The organism is Collinsella aerofaciens ATCC 25986 (genome assembly GCF_964237925.1).
In the GTDB taxonomy this organism is placed as follows: domain Bacteria; phylum Actinomycetota; class Coriobacteriia; order Coriobacteriales; family Coriobacteriaceae; genus Collinsella; species Collinsella aerofaciens_BJ.
Genome location: NZ_CAXSKI010000009.1, coordinates 34,013 through 60,484, shown reverse-complemented (window position 1 = coordinate 60,484; position 26,472 = coordinate 34,013). Strand labels below are relative to the sequence as shown.

Below are 26,472 nucleotides of genomic sequence, written 5' to 3'. Positions count from 1 at the left end.
ATGCGGTAAGCGGTAGTTGGCCGCGACAACTGCGACACATTCCGTCCAGCAAATCCAATCGTGCTCCACGCACGGTTAATGCACGAGGCGGTAGAAATTCATCGATGCCGCACCCTCGGCGTGCAGCTCCATCGCCGGAACCGCCGGCGAATAGGTACGGCTCGTAAGTGCCGCCTCGCCACCGTTGGCAAAAATCTCGACCATCGTAGTGTCCGAAAGCACGCGCAGGTCGCGAAGCTCGCTGAGCTCGATCGACCTCTGGTCGCGCCCATAGCCTTCGTCACCCATGTCGAGGGTAAGCATCCCGTCCGCATAACGCACAAAGACACCCTTGCGGATTTCGAGCTCGGCCATCTTGGCGCCCTCACAGGAAACCACAAGATCAAACAGGCGGCCCGGCTCCTCAACGGTTTCACCGCCTGTCGCGCGAACGCAGTCACCGCGCATCCTCTCAATCTCGTGCGCCGGCTGCTGGCAGAGCTTACCATCGCGTATGCTCAGCTCTCTCGGCACCGTCAACGCGCACTGCCATCCGCGCGCCACCGTCGGGTTTTCTGCCGTCGCGTCGGGGCAACCCGACCATCCGATCATCAAACGCCGGCCTGCAGCATCCTCAAAGGACTGCGGAGCATAGAAATCAAAACCGGCATCGACCATCGGGGGCATGCCCTGCCTGACGATTTTAAAGCTCGGCGCCTCCCAATCGGCCTCGATGGGGAACCACACGCACTGATGCGGATTGCGGTAACGCCAACCATCGGCAGGCACACCCTGCGGACAGCAAACGAGAATAAGCTCGCCATCGAGCTCAAGCAGATCGGGGCACTCCCACATAAAGCCAAACTTCTCGCCCAACTCAATGCGCGTCGCATAGCTCCAGTCCTCAAGATTGCGCGAGGTATAGACAAGCACGCAGCCACGGTCGTCTTTCGTACGAGCGCCCAGAACCATGTAGTAGATACCATCGTGCTCAAGGATCTTGGGGTCGCGCACGTGCGTACCGATATCGTCGGGGTAATCGACCGGTCCAACAGCTATGCACTTCTCGCCCAATTCGTCGGGATTCTCGGCAACCATATGAATCTGGTTTTGCTCACGGCCCGTCAACACGTAGTCGTAATCATCGCGGTCAAAATGCTTAACGTTGCCGGTATAGAAGTAGTGAATCTTGCCATCACGTACAAAGGCAGAACCAGAATACGCTCCACTCGAATCCAAATCGGAATCGGGGAACAGCACGGGGCCGTGATTCTCGTACGTCACAAAATCCTTTGTCGTCAGATGGTTCCAAAGCACTGGACCGCCATGCGCAGCATCGAACGGATCGTATTGATGATAGATGTGATACGTATCACCAATCTGAACCAAACCATTGGGGTCGTTGAGCCAGCCAAGCTCAGGCTCCACATGGAACAAAAGCCTATCGGGGTCGGACGCGATGCGAGCCGCCGTCTCATCCTGTCCGGCACGCCACTGCTCATAGTCCGCACGCATCACCTTGTTTTTTTGATTAAACATCGCCATTGACCTTCTCGTCTATAGGAAAGGACGCTCGACTCACACGAGCCGAACGCCCTTCCCCAAATGGACTTATCCGCACATTACGCTGAACGGCTCAACTAGAAGCTAACGTCGAAGCCAGCGCCAGCGCCCTCTTCATCGGTGGTCGGCACGCCCTTTGCCTTGTTGTAGGCAAAGATCAAGACGATCGGCACGATGAAGGCGATGAGATTGCCAGCCACATACCACACGAGAGTCTCGGGTGTGACGATGAGCAGGCCAAGCACACCGGTCAGACCCTGACCGATGGCGCGCACCTCAAAGAGCTTCACGAAGGCACCGCCGCAGCCTGCACCGATGCATGCGCAGATGAACGGGATGATCGAGTAGCGCATGTTTGCAGCGAAGATAGCGGGCTCGGAGATTCCGACCAGCGTCGGGATAAAGGACGACATGCAGATGTTGCGCTCTTTGGAATGCTTCTTGTGAATGAGGTACATGCCGATGGCGCCGCCACCCTGGGCGATGATGGAAACCGACCAGATGGCCTGGATGTAGTTGAAGCCAGTCGTGGCAACGAGGTTTGCCTCGATACCCTGGATGAACTGATGCGTACCGGTAACGACAAGCGGCTGCAGGAACGCGGCGAAGACAAAGGCACCAAAGACGCCCATCCTGTTGTACAGGATATCGATTACGCCGGCGAGGACGTCGCCGATCAGGTTGCCGAGCGGGCCGAACACGGTGAACAGGGCGACGTTAGCAAGAATCAGGGTAACGGTCGGGACAAAGACGAACGAGACGACCTCGGGGATGTACTTCTGGGCAATCTTCTCGACCTTGGCCATAAACCAGGCAGTCAGGATTGCAGGGAACACACCGCCCTGGAAAGCAACCATGGGAATGGAGAGCGGACCAAAGTTCCAGTACTCAGCACCCGTCGGGTCCATAACGAACGTGTTACGGTTCATAAGGCTCGGGTGAACCATGACGATACCGACGAGGATGCCCAGGATCGGGTTACCGCCAAAACGCTTGACCGCGCTGTACATAACCAGGACAGGCAGGTAGTCAAACGTGGTGGCGATAATGGCAAAGAAGCTTGCGAGGTTCTTGAGGAACTCGCTGTGGTCGGCAAGGCTGCCCTCCATGCCAAAGAGGCCGTTGGCAACGATCAGCGACTTAAGGCCGATGATGATAGCAGCGCCGACGAAAGCGGGAATGATGGGGATAAAGATGTCCGAGAATACCTTGAGGACCGAGAAGAACTTGCCCTTCTTGTCCGCCTCGGCGCCCTTGACCTCGGAAGCGCTGATCTCCTTAACGCCCGTCAGAGCCATAAACTCATCGTAGACCTTGTTGACGGTACCGGTACCGAAGATGATCATGAGCTGGCCGCTGTTGTACAGCACGCCCTTGACGCCATCGATGTTCTCGAGCTCGGCCTTGTTGTACTTGCTCGTATCCTTGAGCACCAGACGCAGACGCGTAACGCAATGCGTGGCGCCCTCGATGTTCTCCAGACCGCCGACGTTATCGACGACTTGCTGAGACACTACTTTGTAGTCCATGTTCCTCTCCATTCCTTTACGAAATCATAAGACGTTTTGATGCCATTACAGAGACGCGATCGTTGCATTTGCGCACTTAAGCGTACCGTCGGTGACCGTCAGCGCCACACCCTGGCCCTGCTTATTGCAGAATCGAGCGTTAAGCGCAACATCATCGACAAAGATGGTCGCGATATCGTCGTCAACGACCAGGCGCACATGATGAGTGCCCTCGCCCTTAAAGAACAACGGACGCTCGAGGCCCATGTTGTTGACCTGGAACCACGGATACTGGGGGGCCGCCGTAAACTCGAGCTTGCCCTCACGCAGGTTGGCGCGGAACTCATAGGCAAGACCGGACTCGGCGTCCTCGGCAAGCTTCACCGAGAAGCCGGCAGCGTCACCGGCGAGCTCGATGTCGGCGTCGAGCATATAGGTGGAACCGGCATCCGCGGCGAGCACCTGCTCGACCTTGCCCGACTCGCAGGAGAGCTCAAAGGCCTCGACTGCCTTAGCCTCGCCAAAGGCGCCAAGCATGCTGTCAGGAAGCTTGGTGCCGAGCGTTCCGTCGGCACGCTGAACGATCTCGAGGGGCATAAAGGTGCCACCCCACAGGTAAGAGCTGGGGTCGCCGCCCTCGTCACGCGTAGGAACCCAACCAAAGAGAACGCGGCGCTCGCCGTCAAATGCGGTACGCGCGGCATAGTACGCGCGGCCATCGAAGGAATCGTCCGCAGGAGTGATCCAAGGACCGTTGATAGAGCGAGACATGCGATAACGGGTCTTGTTGCCATCACTGTACTCGGAGAACACCAGATACCACCAGTCGCCCATCTTAAAGAGATCAGGCATCTCGAACATGGTGTACAGGCCCGGATTCCACCAGTCGCCTTGGAACTCCCAGGTATCCAGGTCCTTGGAGGTGAACTTGACCAGACGACCGGTCATCAGACGCTTGTCCTCGCCCACACGCGTGCCGAGGATGAGCATGTACTCTTCGTTCTCCTCATCCCACAGCACAAAGGGATCGCGCCAGTTGCGGTCATCGTAACCCTCCTGGGGCGGAAGCAGCGTCTCGGCGATGTTCTTCTCCCACTTGACGGCGTCGTCACTCGTTGCGTGAAGAAGAACCTGCTTCATCAAGCGTGCCTTGACCTTATCGCGATTGCAACCAGTGTAGAGCGCATGGTACTTGTCGCCCACCTTAAACACCGTGCCGGCATAAACATACTGGTCGACTTCCTCGTCGCCGCCACGCTCAAGGCTCTCGCCAAAGTCTTTGTAATTGACGAAGTCCTTGGTTGTCGCGAGTGCCCAGCCAAACGGCTCTCCGAAAGGTCCGGGGTTTCGCGTGTCACGCTGATGATAGAGATAGAACGTGCCGTCCTCGCCGTACGGCATGATGTCGCCTACCCAAATTCCCTCAGGCTGGTAATACACCTTGTGCATCCGAGACTTCCTTTCTCACGAGATACTAACTCGGTACAACTGCAAGATATGTCAATCGTTTTCATATGTCAAACGTTTTCACACCAATACGTCTTTTCGCAGTTCCAGTCGTCGGCAAACGGTTGACATATGCCGGCGAACGGTCATCAGAGGTGTTTGAGGAATTCTTTTGGCACGGGATGAACTACGCGGTTTTACCCTCAATGAGTTCAACGGGGAGCTTGATATTCGATTCGGGCTTTTCGCCGTTAATAAGAGCAATGATGGATTGCGCCGCGAGCTCTCCGATGCGATCGATATCTTGGCGTACGGTTGTTAAGTCAGGCATAAACGTCATAGTGCGGCGGGCACCATCCGCGCCCACGACCTTAATATCGCCCGGAGCGCTCAAGCCGCGCTGCTTCATCACGTTAAGACAGATAGCCGCCATCGTGTCGTCTCCCGCAAAGATGCCGTCAATATCGGGGTTCTCATCGAGGATCTTCGCAACGACCGCGCTCTTTTCGTCGTCGGGCTTAACGAACTCAACCTCACGGACAAGCGCGGGCAAACCGGCCTGCTCAACAACATCGAGGTAGGCATCGGTACGCTTATTGGCAGGCATGCGCATGCGGCTATTGCTGCGCAGGCACAGGATGCGTGAACATCCGTCATCGATCAGGCGACGCGTGGCAAGTTCGCCGATGCTATAGCTGTCGCTCGCAATCTGAACAGAGGCTTCGCCAAGGTCGCAGTCGATACCAACCAGACTCAAGCCCATCTCGGCATACGCTTCGGCACCGATATTAAGCGAGTTGACGATGACGCCATCAACCATATTGCGTCGAAGCATGTCGATATAAGAGCGCTCAAGCTCGGGTCGATTGGCGCTATTGCACAGCAGCATCTTAAAACCGTTTTCGGCCAGGGTATGCTCAATGACTTGAACCACTTGGGCATGAAACGGACTGCTGACATAGGGGACGATCATACCGATAAGATTCAGGCGACCGTTGAGCATGGCACGGGCGATATCGTTGGGCGTATAGTTGATGCGCTTCATCGCGGCATGGACCTTATCGCGGGTCTCTTGGCTAATATAGCCGCGATTATTAAGCACGCGAGATACCGTAGTAGGCGAAACCCCCGCCACCGCTGCAACTTCCTTGATGCCAGGCTTAGCAGAATCCTTAGAACGAGCGCCCTCGCGAGCCATAGCACCCTCCCCCATCAACATGTCAAACGTTTACATACGAACAAAGCATACCCCAACAACAGCGGGAAGACGGTAACAGCACAAGTAAGTAAACGACTCATCCAAATAATTAGGAGAGTTCCGCCTAAAGGGTGACTACACAGGACCCCCGCCGGGCCGCTTTGGGTTACTTTCCAAAACATTTCCGCAGGACGCAAAGGGCTCCGCCGCGCGAAGCGCGCAGCGGAGCCTCTTTGCATGCCCGAGGACGTTTTGGGAAATAACCCAAAACCGGCCCCAGTAATCCTACAGGAGTTGAACCCTTTAGAACTTGTCGTGGAAGGTACGCGCAATGACCTCGTCCTGCTGCTCCTTGGTGAGCGTGTGGAAGTTCACGGCGTAGCCGGAAACGCGGATGGTCAGCTGCGGATACTTCTCGGGGTGAGCCTGAGCGTCGAGCAGCGTCTCACGGTTGAAGACGTTGATGTTCAGGTGGTGGCCACCCTTCTCGGCGTAAGCGTCGAGCATGTGGACCAGGTTATCGGCCTGAGTCTCGGAAACTTCAGAAACCTTCATAATGTGTCTCCTTCGATCGATAGGCGCCGGCCGAAACCGGCGCACTAATCAGTAATCGTTATTGTTAGTATAGCACTAACAATAGTTACTCGCCCAGCTGATCAAGGTCGATATCGCCAAAGAACACCTGATCCTCCTTGCCGAGCGCACTCGGGATGATGGAGAAGGTGTTGGAGATGCCGTCCTGAGCATCGCGGAACGGGAGCTTGGAAACCGAAGACAGCGAAGCGATGGCGCCGTGGCTATCGCGCTTGTGCATGGGGTTAGCACCCGGGGCGAACGGCTGGCCAGCCTTGCGGCCGTCGGGCGTGGAGCCGGTCTTCTTACCGTACACGACGTTGGAGGTAATGGTCAGAACCGAGGTCGTGGGCACGGAGTTGCGATAGGTGTCGTTCATGCGGATGTACTCCATGAACTGGTGCACAACGTCGTGAGCGATCTGGTCGACGCGGTCGTCGTCGTTACCGTACTTGGGGAACTCGCCCTCGGTCTCGAAGTCGACGATGATGCCGTTCTCATCACGGACGGGGTGAACCTTGGCGTACTTGATGGCGGACAGGGAGTCAGCCACGACGGAAAGGCCAGCGATGCCCGTAGCGAACCAGCGGTGCACGTGCTTGTCGTGCAGAGCCATCTGGATGCGCTCGTAGCAGTACTTGTCGTGCATGTAGTGAATGATGTTCAGCGAGTTGACGTACACGCCAGCAAGCCACTTCATCATGTCGTTGTACTTGGCCACAACGTCGTCGTAATCGAGCGTATCGCCCTCGACGGCGCGATACTTGGGGCCGACCTGCTTCTTGGAGACCTCGTCAACACCGCCGTTGAGTGCGTACAGCAGGCACTTGGCCAGGTTGGCGCGAGCGCCGAAGAACTGCATCTCCTTGCCGATGCGCATGGAGGACACGCAGCAGGCAATGCCGTAGTCGTCGCCGTGATAGACGCGCATGAGGTCGTCGTTCTCGTACTGGATCGAGGAGCTGGCGACGGAAGTCTTGGCGCAGAACTTCTTGAAGTTCTCGGGCAGACGGGTCGACCACAGAACGGTCATGTTGGGCTCGGGGCTGGTGCCCATGTTCTCGAGCGTGTGCAGGTAGCGGTAGCTCATCTTGGTAACGAGCGTACGGCCGTCAACACCCATGCCGCCGATGGACTCGGTGACCCACTGCGGATCGCCGGTGAACAGGGCCTGGTACTCGGGGGTACGGGCAAACTTGACCATGCGGAGCTTCATGATGAAGTGATCCACGAACTCCTGGATCTGCTCCTCGGTGAAGGTACCGTTGGCAAGGTCGCGCTCAGCGTAGATGTCGATGAACGTGGAGGTACGGCCGATGGACATAGCGGCGCCGTTCTGCTCCTTAACGGCAGCGAGGTAGGCGAAGTACATCCACTGGATGGCCTCCTGCGTGTTGGTAGCAGGGTTGGAAATATCGAAACCATAGGTCTCGGCCATCATCTTAAGCTCGCCGAGGGCGCGGATCTGCTCCTGCAGCTCCTCACGATCGCGGATGTTGTCGGCGGTCATGACCGTCGGGGTGGAAGCCTTCTGGGCCTCCTTGTCCTTGATCAGGTAGTCGACACCGTACAGGGCAACACGACGGTAGTCGCCGATGATGCGGCCGCGGCCATAGCCATCGGGCAGACCGGTGATGATGTGGGCCGAGCGGCAAGCACGCATCTCGGGGGTGTAGACATCGAAGACACCGGCGTTGTGGGTCTTGCGCTCGAAGGTGTAGCGCTCGACAACGTTCTCGTCGACCTTATAGCCGTGCTGGCTGGCAGCCTGGCAAGCGATGCGGATACCACCGTTGACGTGCAGAGCGCGCTTGAGCGGCTTGTCGGTCTGGAGGCCGACGATGGTCTCCTTCTCGCGGTGGGCGTTATCGATGTAGCCAGCGGGGTGGCTCACGATACCCGTAACGATCTTGGTGTCCATATCGAGGACACCGCCCTGCTCGCGCTCCTTAAGCAGCAGGTCGAGAACCTCGCCCCACAGCTCCTTGGTACGCTCGGTCGGGCCGGCGAGGAACGACTCGTCGCCCTCGTAGGGGGTGTAGTTCTTCTGGATGAAGTCTCGGACGTCAACCTCTCCCGTCCAAATGCCTTCCTTGAAGCCTTCCCATGCCTCCTGCATTGTGTAACCACGCTCCTAGTTACGTGTAATGCGGCGCTCTCTCACACCGCTGCTTATTGAATTCTTGAATGTTCGGCTTGCACTACCGGCTTCTTCCGTTCTTCACCACACGTTGGTGTAGGGAAAACGTTTATCCACCTTGGAACTACAACCCAAAACCCAAGATTTCACCCGTTTGAGAAGGATAACATAGCCACCCCCTTCATCATGGCTATTATATGTTTCTTTTTTTATACCATTAGGACGTTTTTAACAAATCCGCAGGAAATGCGAGCGTGAACAACTACCGTTCACCGATTTGTTTGGTTTTTTCCTTGCCTTTGTACGACGTTCACTCTAGCTGTTATGCCAGCTTTATCAGGGTAAAGTGTCCCAGAGACCCTACAGAAACTGCAGGGCGGCCACGGGATTCCCCGTGGCCGCCCTGTGGCGTAGCTAGTTTTTAGCTTTGATTGCCGCTTGGCATTAGGCGGCTGCGGCGGCCTTGTCGGTCGTTGTCTTGCTATCGCCGTTGCCCTGGCCCTCAAAATGCTTGTAGCACCAGCTGGTGACCAGCGGGGTCAAAATAGCCGTCACGATTGCGCAGGCAGCAACCTGTGCCGTAGCCGTCGCGAGCACCGCACCGCCATACAAGGCCTCGTTGACGCTTGCCATGGCAGCAGGCGTGGCCACATTGGCTCCGGCGCAGCTCGAAATGGCCGCACCTGCGACACCCGTACCGCCCGTGAGCTTATCGACCGCGATAACGGGAATTGCAAAGACCACCGAGCAGATCACGCCGAGCAGAATACCGGGGAGACCGCCATTAATGAGCTGGCCAAAGGTCATGGTCGAGCCCATGGCAAAGAAGACGAGCACGATGACGGCGGAAAGTGCCGGTGCCATCATCTTCTTAAAGCTCGGGAAGAGGTTGCCCAGAATAATGCCGACGACGATCGGTAGGATGGCGCCCACGAGCGACCAGCCGATCGGAGCCTGACCGGCAGCGCCGAGCACGATCATCGTGACCGGAGGGCCGACAACCAGCGTGGTGATGGCGACGGCGCCACGCTCGGCCTCATTGCCCATGGTGCCCATCAGACCAGCGTACATAGCGTTGTTGGCGCCGGTGCAAGCCGCCAGCATCACCATAGCAGAGATGCCAAACAGGTTGTCGTTGAACACATAAAGGATGAGCAGCGACACGGCAACGACCACGATCTGCTTGACGGCGATGATGATGGCGCCGCGTGCAGCGGCGGCAGGAGCACTCTTAAACGAAATCGTCGTACCGACGATGAGCAAAAAAGCGCCCACGAGCGGGCCTGCGCCCTGCTGGGTCATACCAAGCGTAAAGCTGCCGAGCGTTTTGAACAGGTCGGGGAATAGCGTGTTGAGCAGGCAGCCCAGCAAAAGCGGCACCAAAATATTGGCACCCGGGATGGAGGACATCTTAAAGAACGGCTCCTTTGCCGCCGGCGCCTCCACCGCAGTCGATTCACTCATATATATCTCCTTTGGATGCATGCGAATCGTAGCCGCACGCGCCTATGTCAGAAAGAAGGCGACGGTCCCGAGTCGCAGGAGCCGTCGCCGAATAATCATCGCGGGGTATTACCCGTCCAGGACGATGCCGCCGTCGCAGTCACCGATCTCGCCGTTCACGAAGCTGGCGAGGTCGGAAGCGAAGAACAGCACCATCTGCGCAGGCTCGCTGGCCTGGGCAGCGCGGCCCAGAGGAATACCGTTGATGATGCGCTGAGAGTTCTCGTCAGAGAGAATCGAGGTCATATCGGTCAACGTGAGCGACGGGCACACGGCGTTGCAGCGAACGCCAAACTTGCCGCCCTCCTTGGCGACCGCCTTGGTAAGGCCGTTGACACCGGCCTTGGAGCTCGCGTAGGCAGCGGTGCCAAGCAGGCCGCCGCCGATCTTGCCAGCAACGGAGCTCACGTTGACGATAGTGCCGGCATGCGCCGCCTTAAAGTGCGGGTACACGGCGTTCATCATAGTGAAGGTACCGTTGAGGTTGATATCGATAGTGCGGCGCCACTCGGTGTCATCGATCTCGTCGAACTTCTTGGTGCTGATGACACCGGCGCAGTTGATCAGGATGTTGGTTTGCGGCAGGTCCGTAAAAATCTGCTCGACGGTCTCGCGCGCCTTGGGTGCATCAGCGACATCGAGCTGATAGAACTTGTTGCCCTCGCCAAGCTCGGCCACCGCGGCCTCGCCCTTAGCAGCGTTCCTTGCGATGAGCGCGACGTGTCCGCCGCCCGCGACGATGCCCTTGGCGATCTCGAGGCCAATGCCCTGAGTGCCGCCCGTGACAATCGCGGTCTTGCCCGTGAAGTCAAATGCCATGACTCCATCCCCCTTTAATTTAGGTGTCTCCTTGCGGGAAGTTGGAGCATCGCACGTGGCGATTATATGAGTCCCAGTCGTCATGGTGGTGACAACCCCTCGCCTAACCGCGTGTATAATAGTTATTTGAAACGCTTCATCAATTGAATGATTTTAAGTCTTAATGAGCTCTTAATATTGCCCACTGTATGAGGCCCGCGTATTGGGGTATCATCTTCCACCGAAAATAGTTTCTAGTGTTAGGGGTTTTCGGTGGAAGATACCGATTTCCGTGAGCTTGGGAGTCAGCTCCTTACCGAGTTCGGCAGCATGCATCAGCGCATTTCGCGCTTTGCGGACAAAGCCCTCGGCGGCGAGATGGCCGTCATGCGCGCCCTCATGCGCGCCGGCGGCTCGCTCACGCCGAGCGAACTCGCCGATCGTGCCTGGGTCTCGAGCGCCCGCATCGCCAATATCCTGCGCGCCCTCGAGGCCAAGGGCTGGATCGAGCGCGAGCACTCAAAGACCGACCGTCGTCGCGTACACGTCACGGTGACCGACAAAGGATTCCAGGATCTCGAAATCAAACGTCGGGAATTCGAGGACCGCACCGCGGCCTTCCTCGAGCAGCTTGGCGAAACAGATACCCAAGAGATGGTGCGCCTTCTTAGACGTGCCAACGAAATTATCGACCGCAATCAAGAAAGGAGAGATGCCGAGTGAGGATTCTCAAGCTCTTTAAAAAACATGTCCCGGCACTGTTTGCAGCTATCGTACTTATCGTAATCAGCTGCAACGCCGATCTGGCACTGCCTACCTATATGAGCGACATCGTCGACGTGGGCGTGCAGCAAGGCGGCATCGCCTCGCCCGTGCCCGACACCATTCGCGCCAAATCGCTCGACGACCTCGAACTCTTTATGAGCACCAAGGACGCCAAAGCTGTGGAGGCCGTGTTTGGCAAGGCGGACAATAACGGCATTCGAACGTACAAGGGCACCGAGGAGGAGCGCGCCGACGGCGGCAAGATTGCCGACATCATGAGCCTCCCCGAGACTGTCGTCCTTTCGTTCAACCAGGGCATCGATGCCAACTCCATGGGCGACATGACCGGCGCATCTACCGAGGCAAGCGATGGCGGCGCCGCTCAGGCCATGCCCACGCCCGAGCAGATGGCGGCGATGACGCCCGAGCAACTCGCCGAGATGCAGCAGAAGGCCGCTGCGGCGCAGAACATGCAAAAACAGATTGATGCCGACGGTGGCAAGATCACCATGAAGAGCCTGCGTCTAGGCGTTGAAGGCGGCCTAATCGACCAGGGCAAGCTCGTCGAGGGCGCCAACGATATGGCGGACAAAATGGGCTCCATGTCGGGCTCCATCGTGACCCAACGCGCCGTGAGCTATGTGCAAGACGAGTACAAGGCGCAGGGCATCGACCCCGCCGACGTGCAGAACGCCTACCTGGGCCGCATGGCGACCACGATGTTTGGTCTGTGCCTAATCTCGCTCGTCGCCACCATCCTGACCGGTGCCGTGGCTTCGCGCACCGCCTGCTCCATCGCCCGCGACCTGCGCCGCGAGACCTTCAACAAGGTTATGCACTTCTCGCCGGCCGAAGTGGGCAAGTTTAGCCAGGCCTCGCTCATCACCCGCTGTACCAACGACATTCAGCAGATCCAGATGGCCGCAACCCTGTTTATCCGCATGTGTCTGATGGCCCCCGTCATGGGCATCGTCGCCGTCATGCGCGTCCTGGCCAACCATACCGGCCTAGAGTGGACCATCGCCGTGGCCATCATCGCGGTCTCGGCCGTCGTCGGCGTGCTCATGGGCCTCACCATGCCCAAGTTCAAAAAGATGCAGAGCTTTGTGGACCGCGTGAACCTTACCGCCCGCGAGCTGCTCGACGGCCTTATGCCCATCCGCTCGTTCAACCGCGAGGAGCATGAGCTCGAGCGTTTTGACAAGGCTTCGCTCGACCTGATGACCACGCAGCTCTACACCAACCGCGCCATGAGCTTCATGATGCCGCTCATGATGCTCGTCATGAACTGCATCACCGTGCTTATCGTCTGGTTTGGCGCGCAGGGCGTGTCCGACGGCGTGATGCAGGTCGGCAACATGATGGCGTTCATCTCCTACACCATGCAGATCGTCATGGCGTTTATGATCCTCACCATGGTTTCGGTCATCCTGCCCCGCGCCGAGGTCGCAGCCGAGCGCGTGGAAGAGGTCATCACCTGCCCCACGAGCATCAACGACCCCGCCTCGCCCAAACTGCCCGCTGCCAGCGCGCCGCGCGGCGAGCTCACCTTCCGTGACGTGAGCTTCCAGTATCCCGATGCCCGCGCAGACGTCATTAGCGGCGTGAACTTCACCACGCATGCCGGTCAGATGCTCGGCATTATTGGCTCCACGGGCTCGGGCAAGTCCACGCTTGTGCAGCTCATCCCGCGCCTGTACGACGTCACGGGCGGCAGCATTTCGCTCGACGGCATCGACGTGCGCGACATGACCCTTTCCGAGCTGCGCCGCCGCATCGGTTATATTCCGCAGCAGGGTCGTCTGTTCTCGGGTACCGTCGAGAGCAACCTCAAGTTTGCCGGCGACATGGTGAGTGACGAGGATATGCGCCAGGCAGCACGCGTCGCCCAGGCGGAGGACTTTATCGCCGAGCGCGAAGACGGTTACGACTCCCCTATCAGCCAGGGCGGCTCCAATGTTTCGGGTGGTCAGCGCCAGCGTCTGGCCATCGCCCGCGCGTTGGCCAAAAAGCCCGAGGTCGTGGTGTTCGATGACTCGTTTAGCGCCCTCGACTACAAGACCGACGCGCGCCTACGCGAGGAGCTGGCCAAAAACGTTACCGACGCCGCGCTCGTGGTCGTGGCCCAGCGCATCGCGACCATCATGCACGCCGACCAGATCATCGTGCTCGACGACGGCCACGTAGTGGGCACCGGCACGCACGAGGAGCTGCTGCGCAGCTGCCCGGCGTACCTGGAGATCGCACAGTCGCAGCTTTCCGCCGAGGAGCTGGGGCTTACCCAAGAAGAAATTGCAGCCGTCATGGAAGGAGGCGAGCGCTAATGGCAGACGAGACCAAGACTCAGATTCCCAAGCCCACCCGCCAGCGTGGTCCCATGGGCCGCATGGGCGGCATGCGTCGCGGCGAAAAGGCCAAGGACTTTAAGGGCACCATGAGGCAGCTGCTCGGCTATATCGGCCAGCACAAGATTGCCGTGTTTGCCGCCGTCGCCTTTGCCGTGTGCTCGGTCATCTTTAACATTGTGGGACCCAAGGTGCTCGGCCAGGTTACGACCAAGCTGTTCGAAGGCCTGGTCGCCAAGGTCAACGGCACCGGCGACGTTGACTTTGACTGGATCGCCAAGACGCTCGGCTTTTTGCTCTGCCTGTATCTGGCGAGCTCTGTCTGCAGCCTGATCCAAGGCTGGCTCATGACCGGCGTCACGCAAAAGATCTGCTATCGCATGCGCAAGGAGATCGCCGCCAAGATCGCTGTCGTTCCGATGAGCTACTTCAACGGTCACAGCAAGGGCGATGTGCTCAGCCGCATCACCAACGACGTCGATACGCTGGGTCAGTCGCTCAACCAGAGCGTGACCCAGCTCATCACGTCGGTGACGCAGATTATCGGCGTGCTCGTCATGATGCTGTCGATCAGCCTGCCGCTCACCGGCGTCACCGTGCTCACGCTGCCGGCCGCTGCGATTATCCTGACCGTGATGATTCACTTCTCGCAGCCGTACTTCCGCGAGCAGCAGCAGGTTCTGGGCGCCGTCAACGGCATTATCGAGGAGGATTTTGCCGGCCAGAACGTCATTCAGGTGTTCGACCGCGCCGAGGCCTCGATCGAGGAATTCGACCGCCAAAACGACCGCCTCTTTATTAGTGGCTGGCGCTCGCAGTTCCTGTCGGGCCTGATGATGCCGCTCATGAGTTTGGTGGGCAACATGGGCTACGTGGGCGTCGTCGTGGTGGGCGCACAGCTCGCGCTGACCGGCAATGCCACGCCCGGCGACATCCAGAGCTTTATCCAGTACGTTCGCAACTTTACGCAACCCGTGCAGCAGCTGGGCAACGTGAGCAACACGATGCAGTCGATGGCCGCCGCCACCGAGCGCGTCTTTGAGTTCCTGGCCGCGCCCGAGGAGGAGCAGAAAGCCGACGCGCAGATTCCCGAAAAGCGCCCCGGCCATGTGGAGTTTGATCACGTCAAGTTTGGCTATACGCCCGACAAGACCATCATCCACGACTTTAGCTGCGAGGCGCAACCCGGCCAGACCATCGCCATCGTCGGCCCCACCGGCGCCGGCAAGACCACGCTCATCAAGCTGCTGCAGCGCTTCTACGATGTGGACGGCGGTTCGCTGCGCGTCGAGGGCGTCGACGTGCGCGACTGGGACCGCGCGGCGCTGCGCGGCGAGTTTGCCATGGTGTTGCAGGACACCTGGCTGTTTAACGGCACCATCCGCGAAAACATCCGCTACGGACGCCCCGATGCGACCGACGCCGAGGTCGAGGCCGCCGCACGCGCCGCACGCTGCGACCACTTTATCCATACGCTCGCCGGCGGCTACGACTTTATGATCAACGAAGAGGGCACTAACCTGTCGCAGGGTCAACGCCAGCTCGTGACCATCGCCCGTGCCATTTTGGCCGACCGTCCGGCGCTGATTTTGGACGAGGCGACTTCCAACGTCGACACCCGCACCGAGGAGCTTATTCAGCGCGCCATGGATGCGCTGATGCAGGGCCGCACGAGCTTTGTCATCGCGCACCGCCTGTCCACGATCCGCAACGCCGACGTAATCTTGGTAATTCGCGACGGCGACATCGTCGAGAAGGGCACACACGACGAGCTACTCGCCCAGGGTGGCTTCTACGCCGACCTGTATAACTCGCAGTTCGACGAGGCGGCGTAACAACCGGCGGCAAACAACCGCAATGCCCAGAAAACGGGGGCGCAGGACAGCCTGCGCCCCCGTTTTTGCTCTGCGGCCCTCAAACCGTCTCCCCTGGGACCTGATTGGCAGCCCCTTCGAGGCCCCGTGGGCAAAAAAGGGCAAATATGAGTACTGTTACCTTTTTAGTAACAGCCAAAACAGCCCCAAATGCCGTTTTCACGGCTTACACGCGTCCCTAAATTGATCAAACAGCCCTATAGCGGACTTATATGTGTTTGCGTTAATAAACATATTTTGCTGTTATGTCTATTATTTTGCGAAGGCAATATGATACTAAGATAGCAACCGTACTCATATTTGGCATTTTTTGCCCACAGGGCATTTCCTGGGGAACTGACAACAGCCTTAGGGTCCCGCGCGGCGCCGCTCCCTCCCGGCATTCGCCGACGTTTGCCCAGATAAAACCTGCCAAAATAAACCTGTCCCTTTTTGGTAGGTTTCGGGGTGACAAAGGCTTGCACTTTAGCGTGCGACAGCGGATAATGCCGAGCATTCGACAATACGCTTATTGCTCTTTCTATAGATTGAGGAGGCCCCTATGGCCATGGAATTCAAACGCAGGCTGCCGATACCCATGGAGATCCGCGAGGAAATGCCACTTTCTGCCGACCTTACCGCCAAAAAGCAGGCATTTGACGCCGAGGTCGCCAAAGTCTTTACCGGCGAGGACGCACGTAAGGTGCTCATCATCGGCCCGTGCTCTGCCGACCGCGAGGATTCAGTGCTTGAGTACATGAACCGACTGGCCAAGACCGCCGAGGAGGTCAAGGACAAGCTCATCATCATTCCGCGCGTCTACACCAATAAGCCGCGTACCAAGGGCACCGGCTACAAGGGTCTTCTGCACAACCCCAACCCCGAGGCTCCCGACGACCTGCTCGAGGGCGTCAAGGCCATCCGCCATATGCACCTGCGCGTTATTGAGGAAACGGGCTTCTTCACCGCCGACGAGATGCTCTATCCGTCCAACTACCAGTACCTCGTTGACCTGCTGAGCTATGTGGCCGTGGGCGCACGCTCGGTCGAAAACCAGGAGCATCGCCTGGTGTCGAGCGGCATTTCGGTACCCGTCGGCATGAAGAATCCCACTGCCGGCTCTACTACCGTCATGCTCAACTCCATTTACGCCGCACAGGCGCACCAGAGCTTCATCTTCCGCAACTGGGAGGTCGAGTGCGACGGCAATCCGCTCGCGCACGCCGTTATGCGTGGCTACATCGGTCTCGATGGGCGCACCTACCCCAACTACCACTACGAGCACCTGGAACGCCTGGCCGAGCGCTATACCGAGCATGCCGGCTACGCCAATCCGGCAGCGGTCATCGACTGCAACCATGACAACTCGGGCAAGCGTCCGCTGGAGCAGTATCGCATTTGCAAGGAGGTGCTCGACAGCTGCCGCCGCAACGAGTCCATCTCCAAGCTAGTCAAGGGCTTTATGATCGAGTCCTACCTGGAGGACGGCAACCAGCCGGTCGACGGCGGCGTCTTTGGTAAATCGATCACCGACCCGTGCCTGGGCTGGGAAAAGACCGACTACCTCATCCACGAGATCGCGGAGCGGGTGTAGGTTACGGCGTTTTACCAAACGCCGTAACGGCTCGACGCTGCGCGGGCCGCACCTGGACAATCTGACGTTCAACTTCAAGGGCGCGACCAGAAGGTCGGCGCCCTTTCGTTTGATGTGGCAGTTAGGGACGCTCCTTTTCTGCCGGCAGTCAGGGACATTCCTTGGGGTAGTCATTGGGGACGTTCTTGTTTGACTAGTCGTTTAAGAACGTCCCCAACGACTACCCGGGGGAGTTGCCTTCCCTCGTGGCGGTCTTCTAGCAGAAAAACCAAGTGAGTAGGCTTTTTGCAGGAGGCCAAGCACGCCCCAAAACGCCACAGCTCTGACCTGCAGTTTTATAGATCATTTGTCACGATGTGCTCGGCAGGTTCAAAAAAGTCTACTCACTTGTATCTGAGACGCACCAGATTGGCAAAAACCGCCGCGAAAGGGCCCCTGGTCCCTTCGCGGCGGTCATACACCTCTAATTTTGCGACGGTTTTGCCCGCTTGTTACTCGCTGTAGCGGGTGGCGATGGCAGCTTGTACCATGCCGGTGCTCATGAGGTAGGTCACCAGGAAGTAGCCACCGTATGCTGCCAGGAAGATTGCACAGGTGAGGCCCACGGTACCGCCAATGCTCATATTTCCGAAAATGCTCACCAACTCGATGATCACCTTAAGTGCCACAAAGGAGTGCGCCAGGCCCACTGCCAGCGGGAACAGGAAGAATACCGCTTGCTGCGCCATCACCGAATGGCGAATCTGGCGGTCGTCGCAACCGATCTGTGCCAGTACACGATAGCTGCGGCTGCCGTCGGCCACGTTGGAGAGTTGCTGGATCGACAGAATCGCCGCGCATGCAACGACCAATACAAAGCCGATGTAGATGGCTAGATAGCTAATAAGACCGTTCATTTGCGCTGCTTGCGCGTACATCTCGGAGCGTGTGATGAAGGTTCCCCACGACCCCGGCTCCTTGCCGTCAACGAGCAGATTGTCGAGCACAGTGTATTTAATACTCTCGTCTGCCTCGGTCGTATCCATCCCCTGTTTGTAGTTAACGAGCAGGCTACTGGAATACGGCTGCAGATTAAGTTGGGACAACAGCTCGTCGGCAACGACAACGGTACCCGGATTACTGCCCATCGCCGAGTTGGCGATGGCCGCCGCATCTTCGTCCGACTTATCGGTTGCGGGCTTGAGCGTATGCCCGCCCAAGGTAAGGGCATGGCCGCCAGCCATATACTTGGTGTACAGGTCGACCAGCTCGCCGCCCATATCACACGTGAGCAGATACTGGTCGTGACCGATGTGCACCGGCTCCTCGCCCATCATCTGACGCAGTTTGTTGTACTGGCTCGCCGGCGTCACAAACAGACCCATCGTATCGGCATTGCTACCCCCGAACGCCTTGGGAAGCTTTTCGCCCATGGCCTTGCACATTTCACTTGGAGTCACCGAAGGATCCGAACCGCCAAGCGGGTAACTCAGATACGAATCGATCTGCACATGCTCACCGGCAACATCGGCAATATTGACCTTCTTGCCGGTCTCGTCGTTGTTGTCCGCCGACTTGCCCTTACGATCGCCGTGCCATGGATCGCCGTGCCATGCGGAGTACAAATCGACCGTACTATCGGCCAGCACCATGCGATCGGCTTCAGACGGATTGATGTACTCTTTGTAGTAGTCGAGCGTATCGGGCGTGTAATAGACATACGTCTGTGACACGTCAACAGGGTTATAGCGCTCCAGGTTTTCGTTCATCACATTGGCAATCGACATACCGCACGTCACCGAGGTGATGGCCAAAAACAGGAGCATCGCGATGACGCCCATCGAAAAGCACACCGTGTTGACCTTGGCCGCAAGCTGGCGCACAGTAAACATGTTGAGGCCGCGCCAATACACGCCGCGCAGGCTCTGCAGCAGCTTGATGAGCATGCCCGAGAGTCCCCAGAACAGGGCAAAGGTGCCCACGGTAACCATAGCGGTCGTAATGCCAAACTGGTTCATGGCCTCTTGCAGCTTGCTGTCCGTCGCGGTTAGCGGGAACCCATCACGTAGCAGACGGTAATAGGCCACGCCCACAAGCACCACGCCCACGGCAAAGATGGCAATCGCAATCCAGGGGTTGCGCGTCTTGATGCTCTCGTTGCGACGCTCGGCACCCATAAGCTCGATGAGTTTGGTACGACGCACGGCGCGAAGGTTCAGCAGTAGCGTGAGCACAAACATTACGAGCATGCAGGCAAGGGTCAGATTGAACGCATGCACCGAGAAAAAGAAGTGGAAATTGGCAATCTGTGTCTTAAAAAGCGAGGCCGTAAAGAACGTCATGAGCTGGGAGAGTCCCACACCCAGCACAATGCCGGCGACAAAGGCCACGACCGAAACGATCACGGTCTCGAGCGCCATGATCGTGGCGACGCGCCCGCGCCCCATGCCGAGCACCTGGTACAGGCCAAACTCCTTCTTGCGGCGTTTCATGATGAAGTTATTGGCATACACCATCAAAAAGGCCATGACACCGGCCAAAAAGTACGTCAGGTCGCCGAGCATGCTGCCCATTACCTGCGCCAAGCCCTTTTCATCGATTCCGGCGATGTCGACCTGCATCGAGATGGTGTTAAAGGCATAGAAGACCGTGACGCCCAGGGTGAGCGTCAAAAGGTAGACGAGGTAGTCGCGGCCGGCGCGGCGGACGTTACCCCAAGCGAGTTTACAGAGCATCGGAGCCCTCACCGCCCATCATGGCAACGACCTCCATAATGCGGTCGAAGAACTCTCGGCGGTCGGTGTCGCCGCGGCGCAGCTCGGTGAAGATCTTGCCGTCGCGGATAAACAGCACACGGCTCGTGTAGCTGGCGGCAAAGCTGTCGTGCGTGACCATGAGTACGGTGGCTCGCAGGCGGCGGTTAAGGGCCTCCAGGCTCTCGAGCAGCAGGCGAGCGCTCTTGGAATCGAGGGCGCCGGTGGGCTCGTCGGCCATGATCATGGTGGGGTCGGTGACGAGTGCGCGAGCCGCGGCAACGCGCTGCTGCTGCCCGCCGGACATCTGGTAGGGATACTTGTCGAGCACCTGACTGATGGACAGGCGCGCTGCCACATCCTGCACGCGGGTCGAGATCTCTGCCGAGTTTGTGCGGGCAATGGTGAGCGGCAGGGCGATGTTCTCGCGTGCCGTGAGCGTATCGAGCAGGTTGGAGTCCTGGAAGATAAAGCCGAGCTCCTCGCGGCGAAACTGCGAGAGCTTGGCCTGCTTCATGCGCGTCACGTCCTGCCCGTTGATGCGGATCGTGCCGCTCGTGGCGCTATCGATGGTCGACACGCAGTTGAGCAACGTCGACTTGCCCGAGCCCGAAGCGCCCATGATGCCAACAAATTCACCGCGGTTGACGGTAAAGCTGACGTCGTTGAGCGCACGGGTCACGTTGCCCAGCGCTCCATATATCTTTTCGAGATGCGCGACCTCCAGTACCGGGGTCGCCATGTGCGTGGTTTGCATACCGAGTCCTTTCTTGCGATTAGTCTACGGCATCTATAGTCGCAAGAAGACGAGTCGGCTACCATCGATATGGCTTACGCTTGCCTTACCGTTGTGTAAGGTAGGGGTAGTCTTTTTGGGACGGGGCTTTTTAGCTACCCCATCCGAAGCCTTCGAAGCATGAGGCCGCATTTGACATAGGGCAGCTAAAAAAGCCCCGTCCCAAAAAGACTACCCTGCCACTTGTTGATGTTGAGGGAGGACTCCTGTTGAAGACTGTTCATGTTGCCGCTGGGATCATTCGCAAGGAAGGATCTGACGAGCTGCTTGCCGTGCAGCGCGGCTACGGCGACATGCAGGGACTTTGGGAGTTCCCCGGTGGCAAGCTCATGCGCGGCGAGTCGCCCGAGGACGCCGTACGCCGCGAGCTTATGGAAGAGTTGCAGGTCAAAGTCACCAATCTGCGCGATTTCTATACCGTTGAGTACGACTACCCCGATTTTCATCTCTCCATGGAGTGCTACTACTGCTCGCTGGCTAAAGAGTCTGGCGAGCCCCAGAAGCACGACCGCCAGCTCGATATCCGCTGGATTCCGCGCACCTCGCTTGCCACCGTTGAGTGGATGCCCGCCGACAAGGGACTCATTGATGCCCTAATTGAGTTGAAGGAAGACCGGCTTGAGGCCAACGGCGTTGCCAACGACGCCGAGGCCACCGCGACCGACGAGCCCGCCACCAAGCCCAAGCGCGCACCTAAGCGCCGCAGCAAAAAGCGTCCAAAGCCCGGTCTGTTGGACGGCATCGACACCTCGGACCTTTCCGCCGACGAGCGTGAACTCGTGCGCCGTCGCGCCGCCATCAAAAAGTCCATGAAGGGCAACAAGCGCGCCAACACCAAGCCCGAGCTGCTCGTTCGCCAGTGCCTGCGGGCAGCAGGCCTTACGGGATATCGCTTGGAATGGAAGGTTCCCGGCAAGCCCGACATCGCCTTCCCCGGGCGCAAGATCGCCATCTTCGTCAACGGTTGCTTTTGGCACCGCTGCCCCAAGTGCAACCCGAGCCAGCCCAAGCGCAACGTTGAGTTTTGGGAGGCAAAGTTCCGTCGCAACGTCGAGCGCGACCGCGCTGCCGTGGCAGCACTCACTCAAATGGGCTGGACGCCCATCACCGTCTGGGAATGCGAGCTCAAAAAAGGCCGCATCGACGCCACGATGGAAAAGGTCATCGAGCAGGTGCGCGCCGCAGAGCCGCAGCGCTAGGAACGAGCCATCCACACGCCCCGCACAGGCGAGCCACATCCGCACCACAAACCTTAGAAAGTCCTTAAGCTCAAAACCTTTCAAGAGTGTTACTCGATACTTCTGACCTGCAGTTTCATCGTAAAACCAAACCAGGTTAAGCCTTTCTTTAGCGCTTCTTTGCAGCAGCCGCGGCATAATACTGCCAGCGCACGGGACCTAGCAGCACACCCCATGCGCAACCTTTTGGTGGACATCGAGGAGGCCGCATAAGCATGCATTCTTCCAATGCCGTAGCACGGCAGCCATCCCTAAAACATGCAGACCTTTTCTCCTTCCCCCCGACACAGAGAAACGGCCTCCTCGACTCCCCCACCACAAAAGCCAAACGCTCAACCGACCAGAGCCTCAACCTGCGAGCATCGTTCGAAAAGCTCCAAGCATCCCTAGACAAGGCGTTCCCCGAACAGGCAAGAGCAATCTAAGCCCATCGCGCTTTATACTGATGCCATGCGAAACATGGATCACATAGAATTGCACCGCGGAGGACGCGAGGAAGCGTTTCCCGAGACCGCCGAAGACTGGCCCTATATTGCCGAACGCGCAGAATTCGCTCGCTATCCGGGCAATTCCGTCCCCTGGCACTGGCATTCCGAGGTTGAGCTTTTCTACATGGAGCAGGGAGCGATTGACTATCGAACGCGCGCGGCTCATGAGCACGTACGCTTTGAGGAAGGGTCCGCCGGCTTTATCAACGGCGGTGTTTTGCACAGCACGCTGCAATCACCCAATTCGGCACCAGCCATTCAAATGTTGCATATCTTTCAGCCGTCGATGCTCGGCGATCCCGCGGGACGCCTTCAAAAGCGCTATATCAATCCTTTGCTGCAATGTCGAGGCGTCGATGTGCTCAAATGGTCGCCCACCAATCCCGACGATATGCCCTTTATTGATTTGCTGAAGAGCTCCTTTAGCCACGACCTTCAACGGCCGCAGAACGAGATGGCGCTTCGAAATAGTTTGTCAGAGCTCTGGATTCAGATTAACGCCAAGGCCGAACCGCTCTTTTCCTCCGACAACGCCTCTTGGATGACCAACCGCGACGTACAGTTCAAGGCAATCCTGGACTATATCCGCGCAAACTATGCAGCCGCTATAGATGTGCCCCAGATGGCATCTGCAGCCGGCGTAAGCGAAAGAGAGTGTTACCGCATTATCGAAGCTTGCGCAGGAACGACCCCGGCGGCATATCTGCGTGCATACCGCGTAAACCGTGCTTGCGAACTTTTGGCACACACCACGCGAACGGTCCAGACAGTCGCGCGCCAATGCGGCTTTGCGACAGCAAGCCATCTTGGCCAGGTATTTAAAGAACAAATGGGATGCACTCCTTCGAGCTATCGAGCAGCGAGGCAGAATCTCGATAGTACCAGGCAGAAATCCCGCTAGCCCTTCTTCTGTCACTGCATCAAACTTGCAGGCAAACAACGGATAGGAGCTACTATATGAAGTACTTTGACCATATCGTGTTTGACGTTGATGGGACATTGGCAGATACAGAAGAAAGCGTGCTGTCATCGCTTGGCCAGATTGTCCAAGAAGAAACCGGCAAAACGCTCCCCCGACACGAGCTTGAATTTGCCCTCGGCATACCCGGCAAGAACGCCCTTGAGAAACTTGGGATCTACTCACAGGCAACTTTGGATCGCTGGTGCCAAGTTGCCGCCAGTTTTAAAAGCACCATCAGCGTGTTTCCAGGTTTGCCTGAAGTCATCGCAACACTCGCCGATAGCGGCTGCAAACTTGGCATCATCTCCTCACGTGCGCGCGACGAATACGCAAAAGAAATTGCACCCCTTGGTTTCGATAGGTATTTTGAGCACATCATCCTTGTCGAAGACACAACCGAACATAAACCGGCACCCGCACCCATGCTCGAATATCTCCGGCGTACGGGCGCGAATCCTGGCAACGTCGTCTACGTTGGCGACACTGTCTACGACGAACAATGCGCAACTTCGGCAGGGGTCAGTTTTGCCAGAGCAGCATGGGGATCACACCAAGACATCCCAAATGCCACCTACAACCTCGAAACCCCCAACGACCTGCTAACCCTAACAACCAAGTAACCCACGCGTCCCACCCTTTCAGCCCCAACGCCACAAGGGCGATTGAGCAGGACGGTTTGGGCGGGTCCCGTACTTAGTTTCCAAAATCATTCCGCAGCGCGAAGGCTTCTTATTATTTTTCCGCCCTAACGCCACAAGGGCGACGACCTCGAGAAGGTCAACTTGGGAGGGACGAGGGCTTAGTTCCCCAATCTTTCCGCAGGGGGCAAAAAGCCTCGCCGCACGAAGTGCGCAGCGAGGCTTTTTGCATGCCCGAGGACGATTGGGGGACTAAGCCCTCGTCCCTCCCCGGGATATGTAGCGAGCCGGAGTACCCTTGCTGTTACTCTGCTTTGCCCACGGAGTTGAGGTTGGTCATGCGGATCTTAACCAGCTCGGTGATCTCACGCATGCCCTCCTTGGCCGGCTTCTTGGGATCGAAGCAGGCGGGGTTCTCGGCCATGTAGGCCATGAAGCCCTTGGTGTAGGCCTGACGCAGCTCGGTAGCGTAGTTAACCTTGCAGATGCCGTTCTTCACGGCCTCGGCGACCTGCTCATCGGGCACACCGGAGGTGCCATGCAGAACCAGCGGCACGTCGACGGCGTCGCGGATGGCCTTGACCACGGACTGCTCGATGTGCGGATCGCTCGTGTACACACCGTGGCTGGTGCCAACGCCAATAGCGAGGGAGGTGCAGCCAGTGCGCTCGACGAACTCCTTAGCCTCGGCAGGATCGGTGTAGGGGCTCTCGCCCTCAACCGCGGGACCGTCGTCCTCCTTGCCGCCAACCTTACCGAGCTCGGCCTCGACGGGCACGCCCATGGCGCAGCCAGCGTCGGCGACGGACTTGGTCAGGGCGATGTTGTCCTCGAAGGACTCGTGCGAACCGTCGATCATGACAGAGGTGTAGCCCGTGCGGAAAGCCTGCATGCAGCGGTCATAGCCATCGCCGTGATCGAGGTGCAGAGCGACGGGCACGGAAGCGCGCTCGGCGGCAGCCTTGACCATACCGTAGAAGTAGTCCAGACCAGCGGTCTTGATGGTGCCCGGGGTGGTCTGCATGATGACGGGGGACTTGGTCTCCTCGGCGGCGGCCAGAACGGCCATAACAAACTCGAGGTTCTCGACGTTGAACGCGCCGACGGCGTAGTGGCCAGCCTGAGCGTCCTTGAGCATCTTTTCGGTGGTAACAAGTGCCATGAGCGTTTGCTCCTCTCCCTCGCCCGCATCCGGACATCGGGCGTAGTTGTTCACAAGGCGTTTTACCTTGCGTTTTGCTGCGCTCATTGTATGAAAATCGATGGTGTCGCACGCATGAGATATCACCGGCACACAGGTCAAGACGCTCGTTTTTGAAAAGCAAACGGAAGAGATTCGCACCGGATTCCTCTATACGACATTGCAGTTTTCAAGCGAATCATCTTTCTTTTATAGAAAAGATAAGTAATCGAAAGGTGTTTTCTTACTCAAAAAGAAAATGAACGAAAATGGACTCAACACAATTCCTGCAAATTTCAGTTGAGGATGGAGCAGCTATGGCCCATGTAACAACCCGAGCCTTCGCCGATGAGCGTCGTGCCGCCATCATGGAGATGCTTGAGCATAACGCCTCGGTGCAGGTGGCAGAAATTGCCCAGACCTTTGGCGTGTCCTCTGTCACCGCTCGCGCCGACCTGGACGCACTCGCGGAGTCCGGCAAGCTGCGCCGCACGCATGGCGGCGCCGTATCGCTCCACAAGCGTCTGACTGTTTCCACGCAGGATCGCCGCATCAATGTCAACGTCGCCGCCAAGCAGGCCATCGCGCAAAGCGCCATCGAGCTCGTCAATGACGGCGACACGCTGCTCGTTGACTCGGGCACCACGGCGCTCGAGTTCGTCCGGCTCCTCGATCAGCGCGACGGCATCACCGTTATCACGGCCGACATTACCATCGCCGATTACATCGACGAAAGCATGCCCTCGGTCGATGTCGTCATGCTGGGCGGGGCGCTGCGCAAAGGTCATCGCTATCTGTACGGCCCGCTCACTATGCAAGCGCTCCAAATGGTCCACGCCGATCTTGCCGTCATGTGCCCTGGAGCTTTTGTTCCCGGCTGCGGCTTTACGACCGACTTTCCGCAGATGGCCGAGACCAAAGCGGCTATGGTCGGTGCCGCCCGTCAAAGCGTCGCCCTTATGGACGCCAGCAAGGTTAACGGACGCGGCATGTACCGCTTTGCCGAGCTGACCGATGTCGACACCATCGTGATGGACCGTGATCCCGATGGCGCCGTCGCCACCTCAATCGCCGAGACCGTCGACGACGCCCGCCCAAATCTCGTCATCGCCGGCGCTTAAACAAAAACCACCACAAAGGTGCCTGTCCCCTTTGTGGTGGTTTTGCTCGTTAA

The 26,472-nt window shown here is 58.1% G+C and carries 19 protein-coding genes; 8 read left to right on the top strand and 11 right to left on the bottom strand.

Annotated features, from left to right (window positions below; translation table 11 throughout):
- Positions 1–75: 75 nt before the first annotated feature.
- The 8 genes from ACESWY_RS05905 to ACESWY_RS05870 all read right to left on the bottom strand — a co-directional run bounded on the left by ACESWY_RS05905 (position 76) and on the right by ACESWY_RS05870 (position 10,729).
- Positions 76–1,518 (bottom strand): glycoside hydrolase family 32 protein, encoded by a 1,443-nt coding sequence (locus tag ACESWY_RS05905; RefSeq protein ID WP_373093315.1) that lies wholly within the window; start codon positions 1,516–1,518, stop codon positions 76–78.
- 101 nt (positions 1,519–1,619) lie between these two features.
- Complete coding sequence (locus tag ACESWY_RS05900; protein ID WP_040358954.1) at positions 1,620–3,071, bottom strand: PTS transporter subunit EIIC; 1,452 nt, start codon at positions 3,069–3,071, stop codon at positions 1,620–1,622.
- A gap of 45 nt (positions 3,072–3,116) precedes the next feature.
- Positions 3,117–4,499, bottom strand: a complete 1,383-nt coding sequence (locus tag ACESWY_RS05895) for a family 43 glycosylhydrolase (RefSeq protein WP_117743236.1) — start codon at positions 4,497–4,499, stop codon at positions 3,117–3,119.
- Between the two features lie 184 nt (positions 4,500–4,683).
- Positions 4,684–5,694: a LacI family DNA-binding transcriptional regulator gene (locus ACESWY_RS05890; RefSeq protein WP_250787223.1), complete on the bottom strand. Its 1,011-nt coding sequence runs from the start codon at positions 5,692–5,694 to the stop codon at positions 4,684–4,686.
- Between the two features lie 303 nt (positions 5,695–5,997).
- Complete coding sequence (grcA3, locus tag ACESWY_RS05885; protein WP_006234861.1) at positions 5,998–6,249, bottom strand: autonomous glycyl radical cofactor GrcA3; 252 nt, start codon at positions 6,247–6,249, stop codon at positions 5,998–6,000.
- A gap of 85 nt (positions 6,250–6,334) precedes the next feature.
- Entirely contained in the window at positions 6,335–8,386 is a 2,052-nt protein-coding gene (gene pflB, locus ACESWY_RS05880) for a formate C-acetyltransferase (protein WP_195445630.1), read from the bottom strand.
- A 465-nt stretch (positions 8,387–8,851) separates the two neighbouring features.
- Positions 8,852–9,871: a 2-keto-3-deoxygluconate permease gene (locus ACESWY_RS05875; RefSeq protein WP_230318716.1), complete on the bottom strand. Its 1,020-nt coding sequence runs from the start codon at positions 9,869–9,871 to the stop codon at positions 8,852–8,854.
- Between the two features lie 108 nt (positions 9,872–9,979).
- Positions 9,980–10,729: an SDR family NAD(P)-dependent oxidoreductase gene (locus ACESWY_RS05870; RefSeq protein ID WP_006234857.1), complete on the bottom strand. Its 750-nt coding sequence runs from the start codon at positions 10,727–10,729 to the stop codon at positions 9,980–9,982.
- A 252-nt stretch (positions 10,730–10,981) separates the two neighbouring features.
- On the opposite strand from ACESWY_RS05870, the gene ACESWY_RS05865 reads away from it, so the two are divergent.
- From ACESWY_RS05865 to ACESWY_RS05850, 4 genes are all read left to right on the top strand, one after another.
- Positions 10,982–11,431 carry a MarR family winged helix-turn-helix transcriptional regulator gene (locus ACESWY_RS05865; protein WP_373093310.1) on the top strand — a complete coding sequence of 150 codons (450 nt, stop codon included), beginning with the start codon at positions 10,982–10,984 and terminating at the stop codon, positions 11,429–11,431.
- On the top strand, positions 11,428–13,797 hold the full coding sequence (locus ACESWY_RS05860; RefSeq protein ID WP_373093308.1) for an ABC transporter ATP-binding protein: 2,370 nt from the start codon (positions 11,428–11,430) through the stop codon (positions 13,795–13,797). The genes ACESWY_RS05865 and ACESWY_RS05860 overlap by 4 nt, the downstream gene beginning before the upstream one ends.
- Positions 13,797–15,653 carry an ABC transporter ATP-binding protein gene (locus ACESWY_RS05855; RefSeq protein ID WP_373093306.1) on the top strand — a complete coding sequence of 619 codons (1,857 nt, stop codon included), beginning with the start codon at positions 13,797–13,799 and terminating at the stop codon, positions 15,651–15,653. The genes ACESWY_RS05860 and ACESWY_RS05855 overlap by 1 nt, the downstream gene beginning before the upstream one ends.
- A 580-nt stretch (positions 15,654–16,233) precedes the next feature.
- On the top strand, positions 16,234–17,265 hold the full coding sequence (locus ACESWY_RS05850; RefSeq protein WP_373093304.1) for a 3-deoxy-7-phosphoheptulonate synthase: 1,032 nt from the start codon (positions 16,234–16,236) through the stop codon (positions 17,263–17,265).
- A gap of 491 nt (positions 17,266–17,756) precedes the next feature.
- Here the strand turns inward: ACESWY_RS05850 and ACESWY_RS05845 are convergent, their stop codons facing one another.
- The gene (locus ACESWY_RS05845; protein WP_373093302.1) at positions 17,757–19,979 is read right to left on the bottom strand and encodes an ABC transporter permease; all 2,223 of its coding nucleotides are present in this window, start codon (positions 19,977–19,979) and stop codon (positions 17,757–17,759) included.
- Entirely contained in the window at positions 19,969–20,754 is a 786-nt protein-coding gene (locus tag ACESWY_RS05840; RefSeq protein ID WP_271745658.1) for an ABC transporter ATP-binding protein, read from the bottom strand. Before ACESWY_RS05840 ends, ACESWY_RS05845 begins: the two co-directional genes overlap by 11 nt.
- Before the next feature lie 248 nt (positions 20,755–21,002).
- Between ACESWY_RS05840 and vsr the strand changes: the two genes are divergently transcribed.
- The 3 genes from vsr to ACESWY_RS05825 all read left to right on the top strand — a co-directional run bounded on the left by vsr (position 21,003) and on the right by ACESWY_RS05825 (position 24,100).
- Entirely contained in the window at positions 21,003–21,992 is a 990-nt protein-coding gene (vsr, locus tag ACESWY_RS05835) for a DNA mismatch endonuclease Vsr (RefSeq protein WP_373093300.1), read from the top strand.
- A 498-nt stretch (positions 21,993–22,490) separates the two neighbouring features.
- Complete coding sequence (locus tag ACESWY_RS05830) at positions 22,491–23,420, top strand: AraC family transcriptional regulator (RefSeq protein ID WP_158554577.1); 930 nt, start codon at positions 22,491–22,493, stop codon at positions 23,418–23,420.
- 56 nt (positions 23,421–23,476) lie between these two features.
- On the top strand, positions 23,477–24,100 hold the full coding sequence (locus ACESWY_RS05825) for an HAD family hydrolase (RefSeq protein WP_373093297.1): 624 nt from the start codon (positions 23,477–23,479) through the stop codon (positions 24,098–24,100).
- A gap of 322 nt (positions 24,101–24,422) precedes the next feature.
- On the opposite strand, the gene ACESWY_RS05820 is transcribed toward ACESWY_RS05825, so the two are convergent.
- The gene (locus tag ACESWY_RS05820; RefSeq protein WP_195521209.1) at positions 24,423–25,280 is read right to left on the bottom strand and encodes a class II fructose-bisphosphate aldolase; all 858 of its coding nucleotides are present in this window, start codon (positions 25,278–25,280) and stop codon (positions 24,423–24,425) included.
- Positions 25,281–25,615: 335 nt separating this feature from the next.
- Between ACESWY_RS05820 and ACESWY_RS05815 the strand changes: the two genes are divergently transcribed.
- On the top strand, positions 25,616–26,419 hold the full coding sequence (locus tag ACESWY_RS05815) for a DeoR/GlpR family DNA-binding transcription regulator (protein WP_373093295.1): 804 nt from the start codon (positions 25,616–25,618) through the stop codon (positions 26,417–26,419).
- Positions 26,420–26,472 lie beyond the last annotated feature (53 nt).

Bases quoted from the DNA above. Each gene is read 5' to 3' on its own strand.
- ACESWY_RS05840 (WP_271745658.1), bottom strand. From the start codon at position 20,754: ATGCAAACCACGCACATGGCGACCCCGGTACTGGAGGTCGCGCATCTC.
- ACESWY_RS05820 (WP_195521209.1), bottom strand. From the start codon at position 25,280: ATGGCACTTGTTACCACCGAAAAGATGCTCAAGGACGCTCAGGCTGGC.
- ACESWY_RS05850 (WP_373093304.1), top strand. From the start codon at position 16,234: ATGGCCATGGAATTCAAACGCAGGCTGCCGATACCCATGGAGATCCGC.
- ACESWY_RS05870 (WP_006234857.1), bottom strand. From the start codon at position 10,729: ATGGCATTTGACTTCACGGGCAAGACCGCGATTGTCACGGGCGGCACT.
- ACESWY_RS05875 (WP_230318716.1), bottom strand. From the start codon at position 9,871: ATGAGTGAATCGACTGCGGTGGAGGCGCCGGCGGCAAAGGAGCCGTTC.
- pflB (WP_195445630.1), bottom strand. From the start codon at position 8,386: ATGCAGGAGGCATGGGAAGGCTTCAAGGAAGGCATTTGGACGGGAGAG.
- ACESWY_RS05895 (WP_117743236.1), bottom strand. From the start codon at position 4,499: ATGCACAAGGTGTATTACCAGCCTGAGGGAATTTGGGTAGGCGACATC.
- ACESWY_RS05825 (WP_373093297.1), top strand. From the start codon at position 23,477: ATGAAGTACTTTGACCATATCGTGTTTGACGTTGATGGGACATTGGCA.
- ACESWY_RS05890 (WP_250787223.1), bottom strand. From the start codon at position 5,694: ATGGCTCGCGAGGGCGCTCGTTCTAAGGATTCTGCTAAGCCTGGCATC.
- ACESWY_RS05900 (WP_040358954.1), bottom strand. From the start codon at position 3,071: ATGGACTACAAAGTAGTGTCTCAGCAAGTCGTCGATAACGTCGGCGGT.
- ACESWY_RS05845 (WP_373093302.1), bottom strand. From the start codon at position 19,979: ATGCTCTGTAAACTCGCTTGGGGTAACGTCCGCCGCGCCGGCCGCGAC.
- ACESWY_RS05830 (WP_158554577.1), top strand. From the start codon at position 22,491: ATGGATCACATAGAATTGCACCGCGGAGGACGCGAGGAAGCGTTTCCC.
- ACESWY_RS05905 (WP_373093315.1), bottom strand. From the start codon at position 1,518: ATGTTTAATCAAAAAAACAAGGTGATGCGTGCGGACTATGAGCAGTGG.
- grcA3 (WP_006234861.1), bottom strand. From the start codon at position 6,249: ATGAAGGTTTCTGAAGTTTCCGAGACTCAGGCCGATAACCTGGTCCAC.
- ACESWY_RS05815 (WP_373093295.1), top strand. From the start codon at position 25,616: ATGGCCCATGTAACAACCCGAGCCTTCGCCGATGAGCGTCGTGCCGCC.
- ACESWY_RS05855 (WP_373093306.1), top strand. From the start codon at position 13,797: ATGGCAGACGAGACCAAGACTCAGATTCCCAAGCCCACCCGCCAGCGT.